The following is a 16,859-nucleotide window of genomic DNA, read 5'->3' on the forward strand; positions in this document are numbered from 1 at the left end:
CTTCGTGGCCTAGTTGGCTTCCCAGGAGCCAACGCTCGGCTTCCGATACGGAAACTGGCCCTTCCAACCCTCTGGAGCCGCCAATTTCCGGATCTCAGCAGAACGGGCACGCGAGATTCAGCGGCCGATGAACGTCGGCTTGCGCTTCTCCTGGAACGAACGGAAGCCCTCCGCGTAGTCCGAGGTGCGACCGAGATCGCCCTGCGCCGCGTTTTCCGCCTCGACGGATGCCCAGAGACCGACCCGTTCGTCGCGCAACTGGGCGATCATCCGCTTGCTGGCGAGAAACGCCTGCGTGGCACCGGATGCTGCTGCCCGCGCCTTCCCCCGCGTGAACTCGAGGAGCTCGTCATCCGGAACCGCGCGGCTGAAGAGCCCAGCGTCCACCGCATCCGCACCACTCATCATCTCGCCCGTGTAAATCAGGTCAAGCGCGCGGTGGGCACCGAGCCGCTCGAAGAACAGCGCATGCCCGCCGGAGTCGAGGGCGGCGCCGAGGGACGCGAAGGGAGAACCGAACATCGACTTCTCCCCCACGTAGACCACGTCGGTGGCGATCGCCAGCCCCAGGCCGACCCCGAGGCATCCGCCCTGAACGGCTGCGAAGGTTGGTGCAGGGAACGCAGCAATAGTGCGCAACACCGGGGTAACGATGTCGCGCAGGAACGCCGTACCGTCATCGTTTGCGGCGTCGACCTGGGAAATGTCACGGCCGGCACAAAACGCGCGGCCCTCACCGCGCAGCACGAGCGCGCGAACATCGGCATCCGCTGCCTCAAGATAGGCGGCACCGAGCTGGTCGAGGTCGTCAGCATCCAGCGAGTTGAGCTTCTTCGGGGCGTTCAGCGTGATCTCGGCCAGGCCGTCGGTGATGGTGAGGTCGATCAAGCGGGCTCCCTAGCTGTCGTAGTTCACGGTCACGGTTTCGCTGGTGGGGTGGGACTGGCAGGTGAGGATGTACCCGCGCTCCAGCTCTTCCGGCTCGAGCGCGTAGTTCTCCGCCATGTCGACCGTACCGGTGACCAGCTTCGCGCGACAGGTGCCGCAGACACCGCCAGCACAGGCGAACGGCACATCGGACCGCAGTCGGAGGGCGGCGTTCAGGATGCTCTCCTGACCGTGAACCGGAGTGGTGACGGATGCCGTGCGCCCGTCGAGCGTGAAGGTGATGGTGTGCACTCCCGCACCGTCATCGACCGGGGCGGAGCGGCCGTGCGACCCGGACGGGCGGTCGGGGCGATCCGTGGTGAAGAGCTCGAAGTGCACCTGACTGCGTGGTGCGCCCGCTGCCTCGAGGGTGTCCCGGACCAGCTGCACCAGGTCGAATGGGCCGCAGATGAACCACTCATCCACATCCGCGGGCCGCACCAGGTGCTCGAGGAAGGTCGCAAGCCTCTCCTCGTCGACGCGGCCGGACAGCAGCTCGGAGTTGCGGTGCTCGCGTGTGAGCACATGGAACAGGGCGAACCGGTCGGGGTAACGGTCCTTCAGGTCGGCGAGCTCTTCGAGGAACATGACGTCCTGAGCCGTGCGGTTGGAGTAGACCAGGCTGAACCTGGCTCCCGGGGATGCCGCGAGCGCGCTCCGCGCCAGGGACATGATCGGGGTGATCCCGGAACCGGCGACGATCGCGGCGAAGTGCTTCCCAGTGCCGAGCTCGGTGGTGAATGTACCCTGCGGGCTCATCACGTCGAGCACCTCGCCCGGCTTCAGCGACTCATTCGCCCAGGTGGAAAATTCGCCGCCGAGGTCCCGCTTGATCGCAACCCGGATCTCCCCCGCCGTCGGAACGGCGCAGATCGAGTAACTTCGCCTCAGCTCCCGTCCGTCGAACTTCTTGCGAAGCGCCACATACTGGCCGGGCAGGTAGTCGTAGTGGCCGGACAACTCCTCCGGAACCTCGAACGCGACCTCGATGGAGTCCTCGGTCAGCCGTCGTACGTCGCTGACCGCCAGCGGGTGGAACTCGGCACGCTTCCGCGTGCGGATGGGATCGTTAGCCAGCACAGGGGTATCCGTCATCAGATCACCTTGAAGTAGTCGAACGGCTCCTGGCAGGCCTGGCAGGCGTAGAGCGCCTTGCAGGAGGTGGAGCCGAATCGCGACAACTCCCTGGTGTCGAGGGACCCGCACTGTGGGCACTTGACGGACATTCGCACCCTGATCGGTCCGCTGTGCGCTGCTTTTCCGGTCGGCGCGGCGATGCCGTACTCGGCCAGCTTGCGCTTGCCGTCTTCTGACATCCAGTCGGTGGTCCAGGCCGGGGACAGCACGATGCGTACCCGAGCCTCCTCGAAGCCGGCGGCCTTCAGGGCGCTCACCACGTCGTCGCGGATGGCGTCCATGGCCGGGCACCCGGAGTAGGTGGGGGTGATCGTCACCTCGGCAACACCGTCGACCACCTCGGCCGAACGCAGCACGCCCAGGTCTTCGATGGTCAGCACCGGCACCTCGGGGTCGGGAACCGTCGCGGCGATCTCCCATACCCGGAGAGCCTCACCCTCGGCGGGCTTGGGTCGGGCGGTTCTCTCAAGCGTGCTGTCCATGGCGATCACCAGGTGGCTTCCGGATGCGCGCGGGCCAGCACCTGCAGCTCCGCCAGCAGCGGCCCGAGGTGCTCGGTGTGGTTGCCGATACGGCCGCCACCGCGGGCGACGAACCCGGTCGGGACCTCCAGGTCGGCTTCGGTCAGCACAGTGCCGACGAGTCGGTCGAAGTCTTCGCGCAGTTCAGACGGCCGAACAGCGACGCCAGCCAGTTCGTCGATGAGCGCGTCGTCGCGGAACAGTTCGTCGACGTACGGCCAGGTGTCCGCGAGCGCCACCGTCATCCGGCGGCGGGACTCGTCGGTGCCGAGCGCCAGGCGCAAGACCCACTGCCCGGCGTGGTCGCGGTGGTAGTCGACCTCTTTGACGGCCTTCGCCGCAATGGCGGCGAGCGTGGCATCCGTCGACTCCGTCAGGCGGCGGTAGAGCTCGTATTGGTAGAACGAGGCGACGAAGCTCCGGGCGATGGTGCGGGCGAAGTCACCGTTCGGCTGCTCGAACAGCCAGGCACTGCGGAACTCGTGCTCGTCGCGGAAGTAGGCCAAATGATCTTCGGTCTTGCCCCAGGCTTTCGCGGCGTAACTCAGGAATGACCGCGCGTGCCCGAGTTGGTCGAGGGCGATGTTGCCGAGGGCGACATCCTCTTCGAGTTCGGGCGCGCGGGCGATCCACCCGCCGAGGCGCTGAGCGAGGATCAGCGCGTCGTCGCCGAGGCGGAGGGCGTACTGGGCGACAGCATCCGTCGGCACTTCGCTCGACTCGATGACATCTTCCGGCCGCAGCCCGGTGCCGGGGGTGATGCGGGTGGCGGTCTCGCTCACAGGTGCTTCACCCCTTCAGACTCCTTGTAGTAGGTGGCGTGGCGGTAGTCCTTGCCCTGCGGCGACTCGAAGAACGCGCCGCGGGCATCCGGATCTGACGCCGTGATGTCGCTGGCCGCGACCACCCAGATCGACACGCCCTCGTTGCGGCGGGTGTACAGGTCGCGGGCGTTGCGCACCGCCATTTCGGCGTCTGGGGCGTGCAGGGAGCCGGCGTGCACGTGCGACAGCCCGCGGGAGGAACGGATGAACACTTCCCAGAGGGGCCATTGTTCTGCAGCGGATGCGCCGGGGCTGGTCATGAGGCGATCCTCTCGGTGCGCGCGGCCATTTTCGACGCATAGGCTGCTGCGGCTTCCCGAACCCAGGAGCCGTCCTCGTGGGCGGTACGGCGGCGCTCCAGGCGCACCGCGTTCATCGGCCCGCGGCCCTTCAACACCTCGGTGAACTCGTCCCAGTCGAGCTGGCCGTAGTCGTAGTGGCCGCGCTTCTCGTTCCACTTCAGGTCGGGGTCGGGCAGGGTCACACCGAGCACCTCCGCCTGGGGAACCAGCATGTCGACGAAACGCTGGCGCAGGTCGTCGTTGCTGAAGCGCTTGATGTTCCAGGCCATGCTCTGGGCGGAGTTCGGGGAGTCGCCATCCGGCGGGCCGAACATCATCAGTGCCGGTGCGTACCAGCGGTTCACTGATTCCTGGGCCATCTGGCGCTGGGCATCCGTGCCCCGCATCAGGTGCAGCAGGATCTCGAATCCCTGGCGCTGGTGGAACGATTCCTCTTTGCAGATGCGCACCATGGCGCGACCGTATGGTCCATAGGACGCCCGGCAGAGCGGCACCTGGTTGCAGATTGCCGCCCCGTCGACCAGCCAGCCGATGGAGCCCATGTCGGCCCAGGTCGGGGACGGGTAGTTGAAGATCGAGGAGTACTTCGCCTTGCCGCTGATCAGGTCGGCGGTCATCTGCTCCCGCGGGGTGCCGAGGGTCTGCGCGGCCGAGTAGAGGTAGAGTCCGTGGCCGGCCTCATCCTGCACCTTGGCCATCAGGATGGCTTTGCGCTTCAGGCTCGGGGCACGGGTGATCCAGTTGCCCTCCGGCTGCATACCGATGATCTCGGAGTGCGCGTGCTGGGAGATCTGACGCACCAGGGTGCGGCGATAGTCGTCAGGCATCCAGTCGGTCGGTTCCACTCGCTTGTCGGCCGCAATCAATTCGTTGAACCGGGCCTCGCCCGCTTCGTCGACCTCGGCGGTCACAGTGTTGTCCGTCGCCATGGGAAATCACCTTCGATCGTGGCCCGGCCGGATCAATGCTAGGCAACTGACCGACCGTTCGTTTAGGCTTGTGGTGGCTTTAGGCTAACACCGAAGAGATAGGCGGTCAACGATGAGCGACACACGGTCGGATTACACCCCACCAGACACCATGCTGCGCGACGATCGCGCATCCACCGAGCTGCTGGGCATGGAGGTCGTCGAGATGGCGGAGGGGCACGCGGTCGTGACCATGACCGTCCGCGACGACATGCTGAACGGTCATCGGATCGCGCACGGCGGCCTGGTGTTCACGCTGGCGGACACCGCATTCGCCATAGCCTGCAACGAGGAGGGCAGCGTCACCGTGTCATCCGGCGCCGAGATCACCTACCTCGCTCCGAGCCTCCCCGGCCAGACGCTCACCGCGACAGCCAAGCTGAGGTCGAAACGGGGCCGCAGCGGAATCTACGACGTTGACGTGCGCTCGGAGACCGGGCTGGTCGCCGAGTTTCGTGGTCACAGCCGCACCATGCGACCCGCCTCCAATGCAACCGACAATGGTTGACGTACCGGTCGCCAGGCGCAGCAGATCGCCGCGGCCCAGCTACGACCAGGAATCGATCCTCACGGTCGCCGTCGAGGTGTTCAACCGGCACGGCTACGAGGCGACCTCGATGGGCGTGCTCGCCGAGAACCTCGGCATCACCAAGTCGGCCATCTACCACCACGTGCCCAGCAAGGAGTACCTGCTGGAGCTTGCTCTCGAGCAGGCTCTAGGCGCCCTGGAGGCGATCCTCGCCGATGATCGGGCGGCGAATGGGGCAGCGGATGCCCGGCTCGAGTTCGTGCTCCGCTCCGCTGTCGCCGTGCTCACCGAAAGGCTCCCTTTCGTCACCCTGCTGCTGCGGCTCCGCGGCAACACCGAGATCGAGCGAACCGCCCTGGAGCGTCGCCGTGCGTTCGACCGCGCGGTGTCCGCGCTCGTCGACCAGGCCCGCAGCGACGGCACCCTGCGAAGCGACATCGACGCCAGGACCACCACCCGGCTGCTGTTCGGCATGATCAATTCGATCGTCGAATGGTTCAACCCGACCGGACCGCTCACCGCCCAGAAGCTGGCGGACGACGTGGTGAAGGTCGCGTTCGGTGGGTTGCGAACTCCCTAAGAAACGACGGGGTTGCCCAGGTACGCATTCCGCACCTCGGGCAGCTCGACCAGTTCGGCCGGAGGGCCGCTCAGCGCCACCTTCCCGCGCTGCATGACGACTGCCCGGTCGGCGATCTTGAATGCCGCCCGAACGTTCTGTTCGACCAGCAGCACGGCCAACTGGTTCTCGGTGCGCAGCCGGCCGAGAACCTCCATGATCTCCGCGACGATCTTCGGGGCGAGACCGATCGACGGTTCATCGAGCAGGATGGCGGTCGGTTCTGCCATCAATCCGCGACCGATGGCCACCATCTGCTGCTCCCCGCCCGACAGCGTTCCGGCAAGCTGGCCCAGCCGGGGTTTCAGCCGGGGGAAGAGTTCCAGCACCGGGTCGAGGTTGCCGCTTGCCTTCTTCGTCCACGCTCCAAGCGCGAGGTTGTCGCGCACCGACAGGGTGGGGAAGCAGAGTCGGTTCTCGGGCACGTGGGTGAGTCCGAGCGCTGCCATCTTCTCGGCGGGACGCCCAGTAATGTTCCGCCCGTCCAGGGTCACCGTCCCGGCGCTCGGCCTGATCAACCCGCTGACCGCCCGGAGCAGGGTGCTCTTCCCCGCGCCGTTCGATCCGACCACCGCGAGGATTTCCCCGGCGCCCACTTCCAGCGAGACGTCGTGCAGCACCTCGAGCTGGCCGTAGCCGGCATCGAGTCCCGCGACGACGAGGCTCACGAGTGCTCCTCCAGTTCGATCAGTTCGGACTCGGCTTCATCGCGGTCGGTGCCGAGGTAGGCGACCACGACCGCTGGATCGTTTCGCACAGCTTCGGGCAGGCCCATGGCGATCAGCACACCGTCATCGAGCACGGCGACCTCGTCGGCGAGAGACATGACCTGCGCCACATCGTGCTCGACGAGCACGATGGTGAGCCCCGCATCCCGCAACCGCCTCAGCAGCGCTGCCAGCGCGTCCCGTTCCGCCCCGCTCAGCCCGGCCATTGGCTCATCCAGGAGCAACAGGGCAGGCTCGGTCGCCAGCGCCCGGCACACCTCCATCATCCGTTGCCGGCCGAACGGCAGCGAGACGGCGGCGAAGTCCGCGACATCCGTCAACTCCATCGATTTCAGGATGTCGCGGGCGATGGCACGGTTTCGGTTCTGTTCCGCTCCCTGCAGACCCAGCATCCCGCGAACGATCCCGGACCGGCCCTTCCGGTACCGGCCCATGTAGACGTTGCCCAGGACATCCGTCGAGGTGAACACCTGCAGGTTCTGGAAGGTACGGGTCAACCCATGTTCGGCGGCTACGTGCGGCTTTCTCCCCTGTATCTGCTTCCCGAGGAAGGTAACGGTGCCCTCGGTCGGCGCCAGGGCGCCGGAGATGATGTTGAAGCAGGTCGTCTTGCCTGCACCGTTTGGTCCGATGAGGCCGAGGATCCTGCCGGCGGGAACGGTGAAGCTGACGTTGTCCAGGGCGACCACCCCGCCATAGCGCTTGGTCAGGCCGGAGACTTCGAGCATCGGTTCACCGACAGCGAGGGGCACGCTCACCGCCGGAAGGGGAACGTCTTCCCCCTCAGCGCCGGAATCCGCTGCGACAGCCGGCCGCTGCCTGCGAATCAGCCGCCATACTGTCGTTGCCGCCTGGTGGAGCCCACCAGGCAGAAGGAGGATGACCAGGATCAGCACGAGGCCGTAGCCGAGCAGCTGCACTTCGCCGGTCGCGCCGGGGATGAGGGTCGGAATCAGTTCGCGCAGGCCGTCCCCCAGCAGTGTGATCAGGAACGCGCCGGCAAGCGCCCCCCACACCGAGCCGAGGCCGCCGATGACCACCATCAGCAGCATCTCGACGGAGAGTTCGAAATGGGCGATCTCCGGAGAGACGATTGCCACCTGGTAGGCGTAGAACACGCCGCCGATGCCAGCGAATCCGGCGGACAAGACGAACACCTTGAGCCGGAGCGCATAGGTGCTCACGCCGAGTGATTCCGCCGCGAGCTCTGAATCATTGATCGCGGACAGCGCCCGTCCGGCCCGGCTGCGGGTGAGGTTAAGCGCCAGGATGATGCCGATGATCACGAACGGGGCGACGAACCAGAAGAAGAACCCGTTGTTGCTGATCGTGATTCCGAAGATTTCCGGCCGCTGGATGCCATAGATGCCGGTGGTGCGACCGGTGAAGTCCCACTCGCGCACCGCGATGGTCACGATGAAGCCGAGGCCGAGTGTCGCCAGGGCGAGATAGTGCCCACGGAGGCGCATGAGCGGGAGCCCGACGAGCAGTGCCACGAGCATCGCCGCAACGATCCCGGCGATCGCGGCAAGGACCCCTGGCACGTCGAACTTGGTCAACAGGATCGCGTGGGTGTATCCACCGACCGCGAAGAATGCCGCCTGGCCGAGGCTGACCTGCCCGCCCAGCCCCATCAGCAGGTTCAAGCCGATCGCCGGGAGGGCGAAGATCATCGCGAACACCGCAATGCTCATCATCGACGTGCTTGCGGTGAACGGAATCGCGATGATCACCGCGAGGAAGATCCCGCAGCCGATGATGGTGCCGCGGTTGATCGCCCAGAAGCTGCTTGCCGCCGCTTCCCCGCGAATCAGGCCCGGTGCCACCGTCATGACGCCACCTTCCGGCGGTCGCGCGGCTTCAGCACGAGACCTTCGGTGCGGAAGACCAGCACCGCGATCAGGATGAAGAATGCGACCGCGTCCCGGTAGCCGGAGTGGAGGTATGCCGCCACGTAGGACTCGAGGACCCCGAGCAGCAGCGCCCCGACGATCGCCGCCCGGAAGGACGTCAGCCCGCCAAGCACGGCGGCCACGAAGCCCTTGAGCCCCAGCAGCAGGCCACCAGACCAGATGGTGAGGTAGATCGGCGAGTAGACGACTCCGGCAACCGCGCCGACCAGCCCGGCGATGGCAAACGCGATGACGGATGCCATCACCGGCGAGATCCCGACGATCCGGGCCGCCACCGGCTGCTCCGCGCAGGCGCGCAGCGCCTTGCCCCAGCGCGACTTCTCGTAGAAGAGCACGATACCGCCGCCGACAACGACCAGCGCTCCGACCATCCACAGGTCCTGGGAACGGATGCTCACGCCACCGATGAGCATGTCTTCACCCGGCAAGGCCGGCAGCCGCCGGGCCTCGGGCCCCCAGATGACGAGCATCGTCGCCTCGAGCAGGATCGACACGCCGAGCGTGACGATGAGCGATACCAGCACCGTCATGTTCTTCACGCGCGCGATCACCAGTCGCTCCACCAGGATCGAGACGAGGATGACCGACAGGATGGCCACCAGGATTGACAGCAGCAACGGCATGCCTGCGACGGTCAGCCAGATCGCGCCGAAACCGGCGAGGGTTGCGTAGTCACCTTGCGCAATGTTGATCACATTGCGCACGGTGTACACCGCGATAAGGCCGACCGCGAGCAGGGCGTACACAGTTCCCTGCGACAGCCCTGCCACCGTCAACTGCAGGAAGTCGGTGAGCACCGGGTCAGTCCTTGTACAGGTTCCAGCGACCGTCCTTCGCTTCGGCGAGGATCAGGGCGGACGCATCCAGTCCGGAGTGGTCCTCTGGCGTCATGGTGAAGATCCCGGAGATCCCGACAAAACCGTCGGTCTTCTCGATGGCGTCGCGGAGTTCATCCGGGTCGGTGCCCACCTCGGAGATCGCGTTGATCGCGATGTGCCAGGCATCGTAAGCGTGTCCAGCGAAGCTCGACGGCTGCTCGCCGAACTCGGCACTGTAGTCGGCCTTGAACTGCTCGATGACCTCGCGCTGCGGGTCGTCGGACGGGAGTTGGTCAACCACGAGCAATCGGCCCATCGGCGCGATCGCACCGGTTGCCGCGTCCCCGGCCGCGTCGAAGAACGCCGCGTTGGCGACGCCGTGCGACTGGTACACCGGCTTGTTCACGCTGAGCTTCATATACGCCGCTTGCGCGAGTCCGGCCGACGGGGTGATGCCCCAAATGAGGACGGCGTCGGCATCCGAACCGCGGACACTCGTCATCTGCGGGGTGAAGTCCGTCGCGCTCGGCTCGAAGGCCTCGGTCATGACCAGTTCGACGCCGTGGTCTGCGCCAAGCTCGGTGATGGTGTCGGCAACGCCCTCACCGAATCCGGTGGCGTCACGAATCAGCGCCAGCTTGGTATAGCCCATCTCCTCGGCGTCGGCGAGGATCCGCTCAAGCACGATGACATCGTTCTGCGCTGTCTTGAACACCCACTCGGAACCCTCGACGATCGCCACGTTGGCCGCGATCGAGATCATCGGGATCTCGGCGGATTCCGCGATCGGGCGCATCGCGATGCTCGGGCCGGTGCGGGAGGCACCGATGATCAGGTCGACATCGTCGCCTTCAATGAGCTTGGTCGTCGCCCGTGCGGCCCCGTCCTCCGTCGACTGGTTGTCTTCGATGATGAGCTCGACTTCGCGTCCGTCGAGGCCGCCATCCTCGTTGAGCTGGTCGGCGAGCATGTTCAGCGTGTTCTGCTCCGGAACGCCGAGGCTGGCACCGACACCCGTGATGTCGAGCACAGCGCCGATCCTGATCGGGCCGTCATCGGAAGTCGCGTCGTCGTCGCCACCACCCAGGTTGGAGGCACCGCACCCGGTGAGCGCGAGGGCGACGGATGCCATGACGGCGATGGGAACGAATGAACGATTACGAGACTTCTTCATTGGAATCTCTTTCCTTGACGACAGCGATCGAGGAACCCGAACGCCCGAGCTTTCATTATGCCCGCGATCTGGCCCCCACGGCACCAATTCGGGGGACAGCCTGACGGTTTGACGAACATGCCGGTTGCAGGAATAGAGTCGCCATAGAAACGATCGAACCAATGGAGGTATCGATGACAGGCACTGAGAAGTCCCGACTCAGGGCTCCCGAGCGAGAAGAGCTGGACCCGGAGGAGAGACTCTCCCGTGACGAACTCGAGGCACTCCAGTTACGTCGTCTGCAGCAGACTGTCCGGTCCGCGTATGAGAATGTCCCGCTCTACACCGCAAAGTTCGATGAGGCTGGAGTGCATCCGGATGACATCCGGGAACTGAAGGATGTCGAGAAGTTGCCCTTCACCACGAAGGAGGACCTGCGCCAAACGTACCCCTTCGGCATGTTCGCGCTGCCGAGGAACCAGATCGCGCGCATCCACGCCTCCTCCGGCACCACCGGCCGGCCCACCGTCGTGGGGTACAGCGCCAACGATCTGAAGAACTGGGCGATGCTGATTGCCCGCAGCCTGAAAGCGAGCGGGGTGCGCCCGGGAATGATGGTGCACAACGCCTACGGCTATGGGCTCTTCACCGGCGGGCTTGGCCTCCACGGCGGCATCGAGGCGCTCGGCGCGACCGTCGTCCCGATGTCCGGAGGACAGACCGCCAAGCAGGTGCAACTGATCCGCGACTTCGAGCCGGATGTGATCCTCTGCACCCCCAGCTATCTCCTGACCATCGCGGATGCCATGGAGGAGGCGGGCATGGACTCCCGCTCATCGAGCCTCAAGGTCGGGGTGCTCGGCGCTGAGCCCTGGACGAACCAGATGCGGCAGGAACTCGAGGACCGCCTCGACATCGACGCACTGGACATCTATGGCCTGAGTGAGGTGATGGGGCCCGGCGTCGGCAACGAGTGCATCGAGACGAAGGACGGACCTCACCTCTGGGAGGACCAGTTCCTCCCCGAAGTCATCGCCGAGGACGGAACGACCGTTCCGGACGGCGTGCGCGGCGAGTTGGTCTTCACCACTCTGGCCAGGGAGGCGATGCCGGTCATCCGCTATCGGACACGCGACCTGACCAGGTTGCTGCCAGGGACGGCCAGGCCGAACATGCGGCGCATGGAGAAGATCACCGGCCGAAACGACGACATGATCATCCTTCGCGGCGTGAACCTGTTCCCCACCCAGATCGAGGAGATCGTGCTCGCAGTCAGGTCCCTCTCGCCGCATTTCGTGCTGGAGTTGACTCGGGTGCGGCACCTGGACGAGTTGACCGTGCGGGTCGAACGGCGCGACGGTGGACAGGAGGCCGAAGGGGTCGCCGGTGGTCGGGAACTGGCTCACCGGGTGAAGACACTGATCGGCTGCAGCGTCCAGGTGGTCGTGGTGGCACCGCGATCACTCGAGCGGAGCGCCGGCAAGCTGAAGCGCCTCTACGACCTGCGGGAGTAGGCGCCTAGTTGTGCTTCGCGACGAGGGTCAGCACGTCGTAGGTGGCGACGATCTCGTCGTTCTGGTTGTGGATGATGGCGTCCCAGCAGACCTCGCCGTACTCATCCGTCTCCCTCGGCGTGATCTTCTTGGCGGTGAGCGTCACGCGGATGCTGTCGCCGGGCGAGACCGGCGTGATGAACCGCAGGTTCTCCAGGCCGTAGTTTGCCAGGACCGGCCCAGGCTCGGCGTCAACGAACAGCCCTGCGGCCCACGACACCAGCAGGTAGCCGTGCGCCACGATGCCGGGGAAGAACGGGTTCGCAGCCGCCGCCTCCGCGTTGGTGTGGGCGTAGAACTTGTCTCCGGTCTCCTCGGCGAACGCGCTCACGTCGTCGAGGGTGACCTCGCGCAGGCCGGACTCCAGGGAATCCCCCACCCGCAACTCGGCGAGGGACTTGCGGAAGGGATGCACACCGTCGGCGCGCCTGGCGGAACCGTTGACCCACTGCCCGGTGATGGCCGTCAGCATGTCAGGCGAACCCTGCACGGCGGTACGCTGCATGTGGTGCATGACCGAGCGGATGCCGCCCAGTTCCTCCCCGCCACCGGCACGCCCCGGGCCACCGTGAACGAGATGCGGCACGGGCGAACCGTGGCCGGTGCTCGACCGGGCGTCATCGCGGTCGAGCACCAGGGTGCGTCCGTGGTGGGCGGCGATGCCGATGACGAGCTGGCGTGCGACGTCCTGGTCGTGGGTGGCGACGGTCGCCACCAGTGATCCACCGCCGAGCGCGGCCAGTTCGATGGCTTCGTCCACACTGCGGTAGCCGATCACCGACGACACCGGTCCGAATGCCTCGATCTCGTGGACGGCGGGGGTGCGGGCATCCGCGAACTTCAGCAGGATCGGTTCGAGGAACGCACCATCCGGGGCGACTCCGGTCGACCCGTCCGCGAGGCGGACTTCCGGAGCGTCCAGGGAACCGACGGCGAGTTCTCCCCCGGCCGCCAGCAGCTCGCGAACCCGCGCGACGACCTCGTCACGCTGGCCGCGGCTGACCAGGGCACCCATGGTGACCCCATCGGCCCGCGGGTCGCCGACCACCACGCGACTGGCGATGCGGTCGCGAACGGCGGCGATCACGTCATCCACCGACTCGGCAGGCACGATGGCGCGGCGGATGCTCGTGCACTTCTGCCCGGCCTTGACGGTCATCTCGGTGACCAGTGACTTGACGAAGGCGTCGAACTCCGGGGTGTCCGGTGTTGCATCCGGCCCCAGGATGGCGGCATTCAGCGAGTCGGTCTCCGCGGTGAAGCGCACTCCCCCGGTGACGACGCTGGCATGCGCCTTCAGCGTGTTGGCGGTCGATGCCGAGCCGGTGAAGCCGACCAGGTCGCGGTAGTCGAGGAAGTCCAGCAAGCCACGGGCAGGCCCTGCGACCAGCTGGATGGAGCCTTCGGGCAGGATCCCCGACGCGAGAATGTGGCGGACAGCGGCCTCGGCCAGGTACACGGTCGGCGTGGCCGGCTTGACGATGGTGGGGACACCGGCGAGGAATGCGGGTGCGAACTTCTCCAACATGCCCCAGACCGGGAAGTTGAAGGCGTTGATCTGCACCGCGACACCGGGGATGCGCGTGAAAATATGCTGCCCGAGGAATGAACCATCCTTGGACAGGATCTCGGCCGGCCCGTCGATGACGATCTGCGAGTTCGGCAGCTCCCTGCGACCCTTGGAGCCATAGGCGAACAGCACGCCGATACCGCCGTCGATGTCGACCATCGAGTCGATCTTCGTGGCACCAGTCTGGGCGGAGACCTCATACAACTCGTCCCGCACGCCGTTCAGGTACAGGGCGAGCTCCTTGAGCTTGAGCGCTCGCTGGTGGAAGGTCAGCTTCCCGAGGCCCGCCTGCCCGACACTGCGGCCGTACTCGACGGCCGCGAACAGGTCGATGCCGTCGACACTGACCGACGCGAGCGACGCGCCAGTGCTGGCGTCGAGCAGCTCGGTCGCATCCGCTGCATGGCTGGGGGTCCACCACGAACCGCTCACGTGGCTGGCAACTAGCGTCATGACTTGTCTCCTTCGTTCCAGGTGTAGAAACCTTGGCCGGACTTGCGCCCGAGTTCTCCGCGCGCGACTTTGGCGCGCAAGACTTCCGGTGGGCTGAACCGCTCGCCGAGCGACTCCTCCAGGTACTCGGCGATACCGAGGCGCACGTCGAGGCCCACAACATCGGTGAGCTTCAACGGGCCCATCGGATGCCCGTAGCCGAGCACCATTGCAGCGTCGATGTCTTCAGCGCTGGCCACGCCGTCCTCGAGCATGCGCATTGCCTCCAGGGACAGCGCAACGCCCAGGCGAGAGCTCGCGAATCCGGGCACATCTCGCGCCACGATCGGCGTCTTGCCGAGTGCGGCGACCCAGCCCCGCGCCTGGGAGATCAGCTCGTCAGCACTCGACTCGCCGACGACGATCTCGACCAGCTTCGATGCCGGCACCGGGTTGAAGAAGTGCAGTCCGCAGAACCGCTCAGGGCGGGACAGGTTGGTCGCCAGCGAGGTGATCGAGATCGATGAGGTGTTGCTGGCCAGCCAGGCGTCAGGTGAGATGACCGCCTCGACGCCCGCGAGCGCGGGGAGCTTCAGCTCCAGCGACTCCGGAACAGCCTCGACGACCAGCCCGGCCGGGGCGAAGTCGGCGTAGTCGGTCGAGTAGCGCATGCGGGCGTTCAGCGCATCCGCGCTCTCCTGGGTGCTGCCGCGCTTCACGCTGGCGGCAATGGACGCTTCAACGCGCTCCCGAGCCTGGTCGCTGCTGGCCGCATCACGTTCCACCACGGTGACGGATGCTCCGGCCAGGCAGAAGGCGTGCGCAACCCCGGCGCCCATCCGCCCGCCGCCCAGCACGCCGACATTCCTCGGGACAGTGCTGCCTGGGACGGCGCTGTTGGGGACCCCGGTCATTTCTTTCGCTCCAGGAATGCGGTCATCCGCTCGTACTTGGCGTCGGATTCGAACAGGATGGACTGCTCCTCGAGGTCGATGGCCGGGTGCGCCGACCGCGGTGCGGCCAGGGCGCGCTTGGTGGCCTGCAGCGCTGCGGGGTCGCCGCGCAGGATCCGGTCGGCCAGCGCATCCGCTGCCTGCAGCAACTCGTCGGCCTCATGGATCTCGGTCACCAGGTGCAGCGCGAGCGCCTCATCGGCGGTGAGCACGCGCCCGGCAAGCAGGATCTGTTTGGCAACGGGTTCCCCCACCAGCTCAGCCAGGCGCCAGGTGGCGCCGGCTGCCGCGATGATGCCGAGGGAGACTTCCGGGTTGCCGATCTTCAGGCTCGGTGTCGCAATCCGGAAGTCGGCCGCGTAGGCCAGCTCAGCGCCGCCGCCCAGCGCATACCCGTCGACGGCGGCGATCACCGGCATCGGCAGCGCAGCGATCCGGGAGAACAGGGTGGTGTTGATACCGGCCAGCGCGTCATCACGGCGACGATCGCGCAATTGGCGGATGTCCGCGCCCGAGGCGAAGATGCCGCCGCCGCCCGAGATGACGAGCACCTTCGGCTCGCGCTCCAGCCGCCCGCACACCTCGTGGAGTTCGTCGACCATCGCCTGGTCGATCGCGTTGCGAGCGTCCGGGCGGTTGAGGGTGACGAACAGGCGGTCCGGCCGCTCATCAACGATCAGGGTCTTGCCGGGCTCAGCGGCCATCAGGCGCGCTCCACCGCGAGGGCGGCACCCTGGCCGACACCGACGCACATGGTGGCGAGTCCAACGTTGGCACTCTCACGGTCCATCCTGCCCAGCAGGGTGACCAGGATGCGGGTGCCGGATGCGCCGAGCGGGTGCCCGAGGGCGATCGCGCCGCCGTCCTGATTCACCAGGTCCGGGTCGAGGCCGAGCCGGCGGATGCAGGCCAGCGACTGGGTGGCGAACGCCTCATTGAGCTCGATGGCGTCGAGGTCGTCAATCGAGAGACCCAGTCGTGCGAGCAGCTTCTGGGTGGCTGGGACCGGGCCGAGGCCCATGATCTCCGGTGCGATTCCCGCGCTGGCGCCGCCGAGAACCCGAGCCCGCGGTGTGAGTCCGTAACGCTCGACCGCTTCGGCGCTGGCGACGAGGATCGCGGCAGCTCCGTCGTTGAGCGAGCTCGCGTTGCCCGCCGTGACCACGCCGTTCGATCCGACGACCGAGCGCAACCCGGCCAAAGTCTCCAGGCTGGTATCCCGACGCGGCCCCTCGTCTGTGCTGACGTCGCCCTTCGCCGTGGGCACGGCCACGATCTCGTCGGCGAACCGGCCGGCATCAATGGCCGCGACCGCCCGCTGGTGGGACGCCAATGCGAACTCGTCGGCATCCGCCCTCGTAACCTGGTCGACTGTGGCGACTTCTTCTGCCGTCTGCGGCATGGAGTAGGTCGCCTTGTCGCGGTTCGCGAATCGCGGATTGGTGAAGCGCCAGCCGATCGAGGTGTCAAACTGCTCTCCCGGCTTGGCGAACGCCTTCTCGGGCTTGGCCTGGACCCAGGGAGCACGGGTCATTGACTCGACACCGCCGGCCAGGATGAGGTCTGCCTCGCCGGCCTTGATCGCCTGCGCGGCCATGGTCACCGACTGGAGACCGGATGCGCACAGCTGGTTGACCGTCACGCCCGCGATGTGGTCGGGGAGCCCCGCGAGCAGGGTGGCCATGCGGGCCACGTTGCGGTTGTCCTCGCCTGCCTGGTTCGCAGCGCCGAACAGCACCTGGTCAATGGCGTCGGGGTCGACACCGGTGCGGTTCACGACCTCACGGAGCACCAGCGCGGCCAGATCGTCGGGCCGGACGCCGGCCAATACGCCGCCGTAGCGGCCGATCGGGGTTCGTACGCCGCCTACCAGGAATGCTTCAGCCATCTGTCCGCCTTCACCGCCGGATTG

General features: G+C 66.6%; 17 protein-coding genes. 3 read left to right on the plus strand and 14 right to left on the minus strand.

All coding sequences use genetic code 11. From position 1 onward, the window contains the following. Positions 1 to 117 precede the first annotated feature (117 nt). The 6 genes from ACX3O0_RS07740 to paaA are packed head-to-tail and all read right to left on the minus strand — an operon-like array spanning position 118 to position 4,640. The gene (locus ACX3O0_RS07740) at positions 118 to 888 is read right to left on the minus strand and encodes an enoyl-CoA hydratase/isomerase family protein (RefSeq protein ID WP_459107346.1); all 771 of its coding nucleotides are present in this window, start codon (positions 886 to 888) and stop codon (positions 118 to 120) included. Positions 889 to 897: 9 nt separating this feature from the next. After that, positions 898 to 2,022: a 1,2-phenylacetyl-CoA epoxidase subunit PaaE gene (gene paaE, locus ACX3O0_RS07745; RefSeq protein WP_459107347.1), complete on the minus strand. Its 1,125-nt coding sequence runs from the start codon at positions 2,020 to 2,022 to the stop codon at positions 898 to 900. Then, positions 2,022 to 2,546: a 1,2-phenylacetyl-CoA epoxidase subunit PaaD gene (gene paaD, locus ACX3O0_RS07750; RefSeq protein ID WP_459093572.1), complete on the minus strand. Its 525-nt coding sequence runs from the start codon at positions 2,544 to 2,546 to the stop codon at positions 2,022 to 2,024. The genes paaE and paaD overlap by 1 nt, the downstream gene beginning before the upstream one ends. A 5-nt stretch (positions 2,547 to 2,551) precedes the next feature. Next, entirely contained in the window at positions 2,552 to 3,367 is an 816-nt protein-coding gene (paaC, locus tag ACX3O0_RS07755) for a 1,2-phenylacetyl-CoA epoxidase subunit PaaC (RefSeq protein ID WP_459107348.1), read from the minus strand. Further along, positions 3,364 to 3,669, minus strand: a complete 306-nt coding sequence (gene paaB, locus ACX3O0_RS07760) for a 1,2-phenylacetyl-CoA epoxidase subunit PaaB (RefSeq protein WP_459093570.1) — start codon at positions 3,667 to 3,669, stop codon at positions 3,364 to 3,366. The genes paaC and paaB overlap by 4 nt, the downstream gene beginning before the upstream one ends. After that, on the minus strand, positions 3,666 to 4,640 hold the full coding sequence (gene paaA, locus ACX3O0_RS07765) for a 1,2-phenylacetyl-CoA epoxidase subunit PaaA (protein WP_459093569.1): 975 nt from the start codon (positions 4,638 to 4,640) through the stop codon (positions 3,666 to 3,668). The genes paaB and paaA overlap by 4 nt, the downstream gene beginning before the upstream one ends. A 112-nt stretch (positions 4,641 to 4,752) precedes the next feature. On the opposite strand from paaA, the gene paaI reads away from it, so the two are divergent. Both paaI and ACX3O0_RS07775 read left to right on the plus strand, forming a co-directional pair. Next, positions 4,753 to 5,187 (plus strand): hydroxyphenylacetyl-CoA thioesterase PaaI, encoded by a 435-nt coding sequence (paaI, locus tag ACX3O0_RS07770; RefSeq protein WP_459107349.1) that lies wholly within the window; start codon positions 4,753 to 4,755, stop codon positions 5,185 to 5,187. Beyond that, positions 5,180 to 5,788: a TetR/AcrR family transcriptional regulator gene (locus tag ACX3O0_RS07775; RefSeq protein ID WP_459107350.1), complete on the plus strand. Its 609-nt coding sequence runs from the start codon at positions 5,180 to 5,182 to the stop codon at positions 5,786 to 5,788. Before paaI ends, ACX3O0_RS07775 begins: the two co-directional genes overlap by 8 nt. Here ACX3O0_RS07775 and ACX3O0_RS07780 read toward each other — a convergent pair. Genes ACX3O0_RS07780 through ACX3O0_RS07795 form a run of 4 tightly spaced genes read right to left on the minus strand, consistent with a single transcriptional unit; the run spans position 5,785 to position 10,460 of the window. After that, entirely contained in the window at positions 5,785 to 6,495 is a 711-nt protein-coding gene (locus tag ACX3O0_RS07780) for an ABC transporter ATP-binding protein (protein WP_459107351.1), read from the minus strand. The two genes, ACX3O0_RS07775 and ACX3O0_RS07780, sit on opposite strands and share 4 nt — an antisense overlap. Further along, positions 6,492 to 8,387 (minus strand): branched-chain amino acid ABC transporter ATP-binding protein/permease, encoded by a 1,896-nt coding sequence (locus ACX3O0_RS07785; protein WP_459107352.1) that lies wholly within the window; start codon positions 8,385 to 8,387, stop codon positions 6,492 to 6,494. Before ACX3O0_RS07785 ends, ACX3O0_RS07780 begins: the two co-directional genes overlap by 4 nt. Next, positions 8,384 to 9,265, minus strand: coding sequence for a branched-chain amino acid ABC transporter permease (locus tag ACX3O0_RS07790; protein ID WP_459093564.1), 882 nt, complete (start codon positions 9,263 to 9,265; stop codon positions 8,384 to 8,386). The genes ACX3O0_RS07785 and ACX3O0_RS07790 overlap by 4 nt, the downstream gene beginning before the upstream one ends. Before the next feature lie 4 nt (positions 9,266 to 9,269). Then, positions 9,270 to 10,460, minus strand: a complete 1,191-nt coding sequence (locus ACX3O0_RS07795) for an ABC transporter substrate-binding protein (RefSeq protein ID WP_459093563.1) — start codon at positions 10,458 to 10,460, stop codon at positions 9,270 to 9,272. Between the two features lie 173 nt (positions 10,461 to 10,633). Here ACX3O0_RS07795 and paaK point away from each other — a divergent pair, with 173 nt between their 5' ends. Further along, positions 10,634 to 11,953: a phenylacetate--CoA ligase PaaK gene (gene paaK / locus ACX3O0_RS07800; protein ID WP_459093562.1), complete on the plus strand. Its 1,320-nt coding sequence runs from the start codon at positions 10,634 to 10,636 to the stop codon at positions 11,951 to 11,953. A 4-nt stretch (positions 11,954 to 11,957) separates the two neighbouring features. Here the strand turns inward: paaK and paaZ are convergent, their stop codons facing one another. The 4 genes from paaZ to ACX3O0_RS07820 are packed head-to-tail and all read right to left on the minus strand — an operon-like array spanning position 11,958 to position 16,835. Continuing rightward, entirely contained in the window at positions 11,958 to 14,015 is a 2,058-nt protein-coding gene (paaZ, locus tag ACX3O0_RS07805) for a phenylacetic acid degradation bifunctional protein PaaZ (protein ID WP_459093561.1), read from the minus strand. Continuing rightward, positions 14,012 to 14,908 carry a 3-hydroxyacyl-CoA dehydrogenase family protein gene (locus ACX3O0_RS07810; RefSeq protein ID WP_459093560.1) on the minus strand — a complete coding sequence of 299 codons (897 nt, stop codon included), beginning with the start codon at positions 14,906 to 14,908 and terminating at the stop codon, positions 14,012 to 14,014. The genes paaZ and ACX3O0_RS07810 overlap by 4 nt, the downstream gene beginning before the upstream one ends. Further along, a complete protein-coding gene (locus ACX3O0_RS07815) occupies positions 14,905 to 15,651 on the minus strand; it encodes an enoyl-CoA hydratase/isomerase family protein (protein WP_459093559.1) in 747 nt (248 codons plus the stop codon). The genes ACX3O0_RS07810 and ACX3O0_RS07815 overlap by 4 nt, the downstream gene beginning before the upstream one ends. Then, positions 15,651 to 16,835 (minus strand): acetyl-CoA C-acyltransferase, encoded by a 1,185-nt coding sequence (locus ACX3O0_RS07820; protein ID WP_459093558.1) that lies wholly within the window; start codon positions 16,833 to 16,835, stop codon positions 15,651 to 15,653. The genes ACX3O0_RS07815 and ACX3O0_RS07820 overlap by 1 nt, the downstream gene beginning before the upstream one ends. Positions 16,836 to 16,859: the final 24 nt, after the last annotated feature.

The sequence above is a fragment of the Homoserinimonas sp. A447 genome (assembly GCF_054489325.1).

Bases quoted from the DNA above. Each gene is read 5' to 3' on its own strand.
- paaE (WP_459107347.1), bottom strand. From the start codon at position 2,022: ATGACGGATACCCCTGTGCTGGCTAACGATCCCATCCGCACGCGGAAG.
- paaD (WP_459093572.1), bottom strand. From the start codon at position 2,546: ATGGACAGCACGCTTGAGAGAACCGCCCGACCCAAGCCCGCCGAGGGT.
- paaB (WP_459093570.1), bottom strand. From the start codon at position 3,669: ATGACCAGCCCCGGCGCATCCGCTGCAGAACAATGGCCCCTCTGGGAA.
- paaA (WP_459093569.1), bottom strand. From the start codon at position 4,640: ATGGCGACGGACAACACTGTGACCGCCGAGGTCGACGAAGCGGGCGAG.
- paaI (WP_459107349.1), top strand. From the start codon at position 4,753: ATGAGCGACACACGGTCGGATTACACCCCACCAGACACCATGCTGCGC.
- ACX3O0_RS07775 (WP_459107350.1), top strand. From the start codon at position 5,180: ATGGTTGACGTACCGGTCGCCAGGCGCAGCAGATCGCCGCGGCCCAGC.
- ACX3O0_RS07785 (WP_459107352.1), bottom strand. From the start codon at position 8,387: ATGACGGTGGCACCGGGCCTGATTCGCGGGGAAGCGGCGGCAAGCAGC.
- ACX3O0_RS07795 (WP_459093563.1), bottom strand. From the start codon at position 10,460: ATGAAGAAGTCTCGTAATCGTTCATTCGTTCCCATCGCCGTCATGGCA.
- paaK (WP_459093562.1), top strand. From the start codon at position 10,634: ATGACAGGCACTGAGAAGTCCCGACTCAGGGCTCCCGAGCGAGAAGAG.
- paaZ (WP_459093561.1), bottom strand. From the start codon at position 14,015: ATGACGCTAGTTGCCAGCCACGTGAGCGGTTCGTGGTGGACCCCCAGC.
- ACX3O0_RS07810 (WP_459093560.1), bottom strand. From the start codon at position 14,908: ATGACCGGGGTCCCCAACAGCGCCGTCCCAGGCAGCACTGTCCCGAGG.
- ACX3O0_RS07815 (WP_459093559.1), bottom strand. From the start codon at position 15,651: ATGGCCGCTGAGCCCGGCAAGACCCTGATCGTTGATGAGCGGCCGGAC.
- ACX3O0_RS07820 (WP_459093558.1), bottom strand. From the start codon at position 16,835: ATGGCTGAAGCATTCCTGGTAGGCGGCGTACGAACCCCGATCGGCCGC.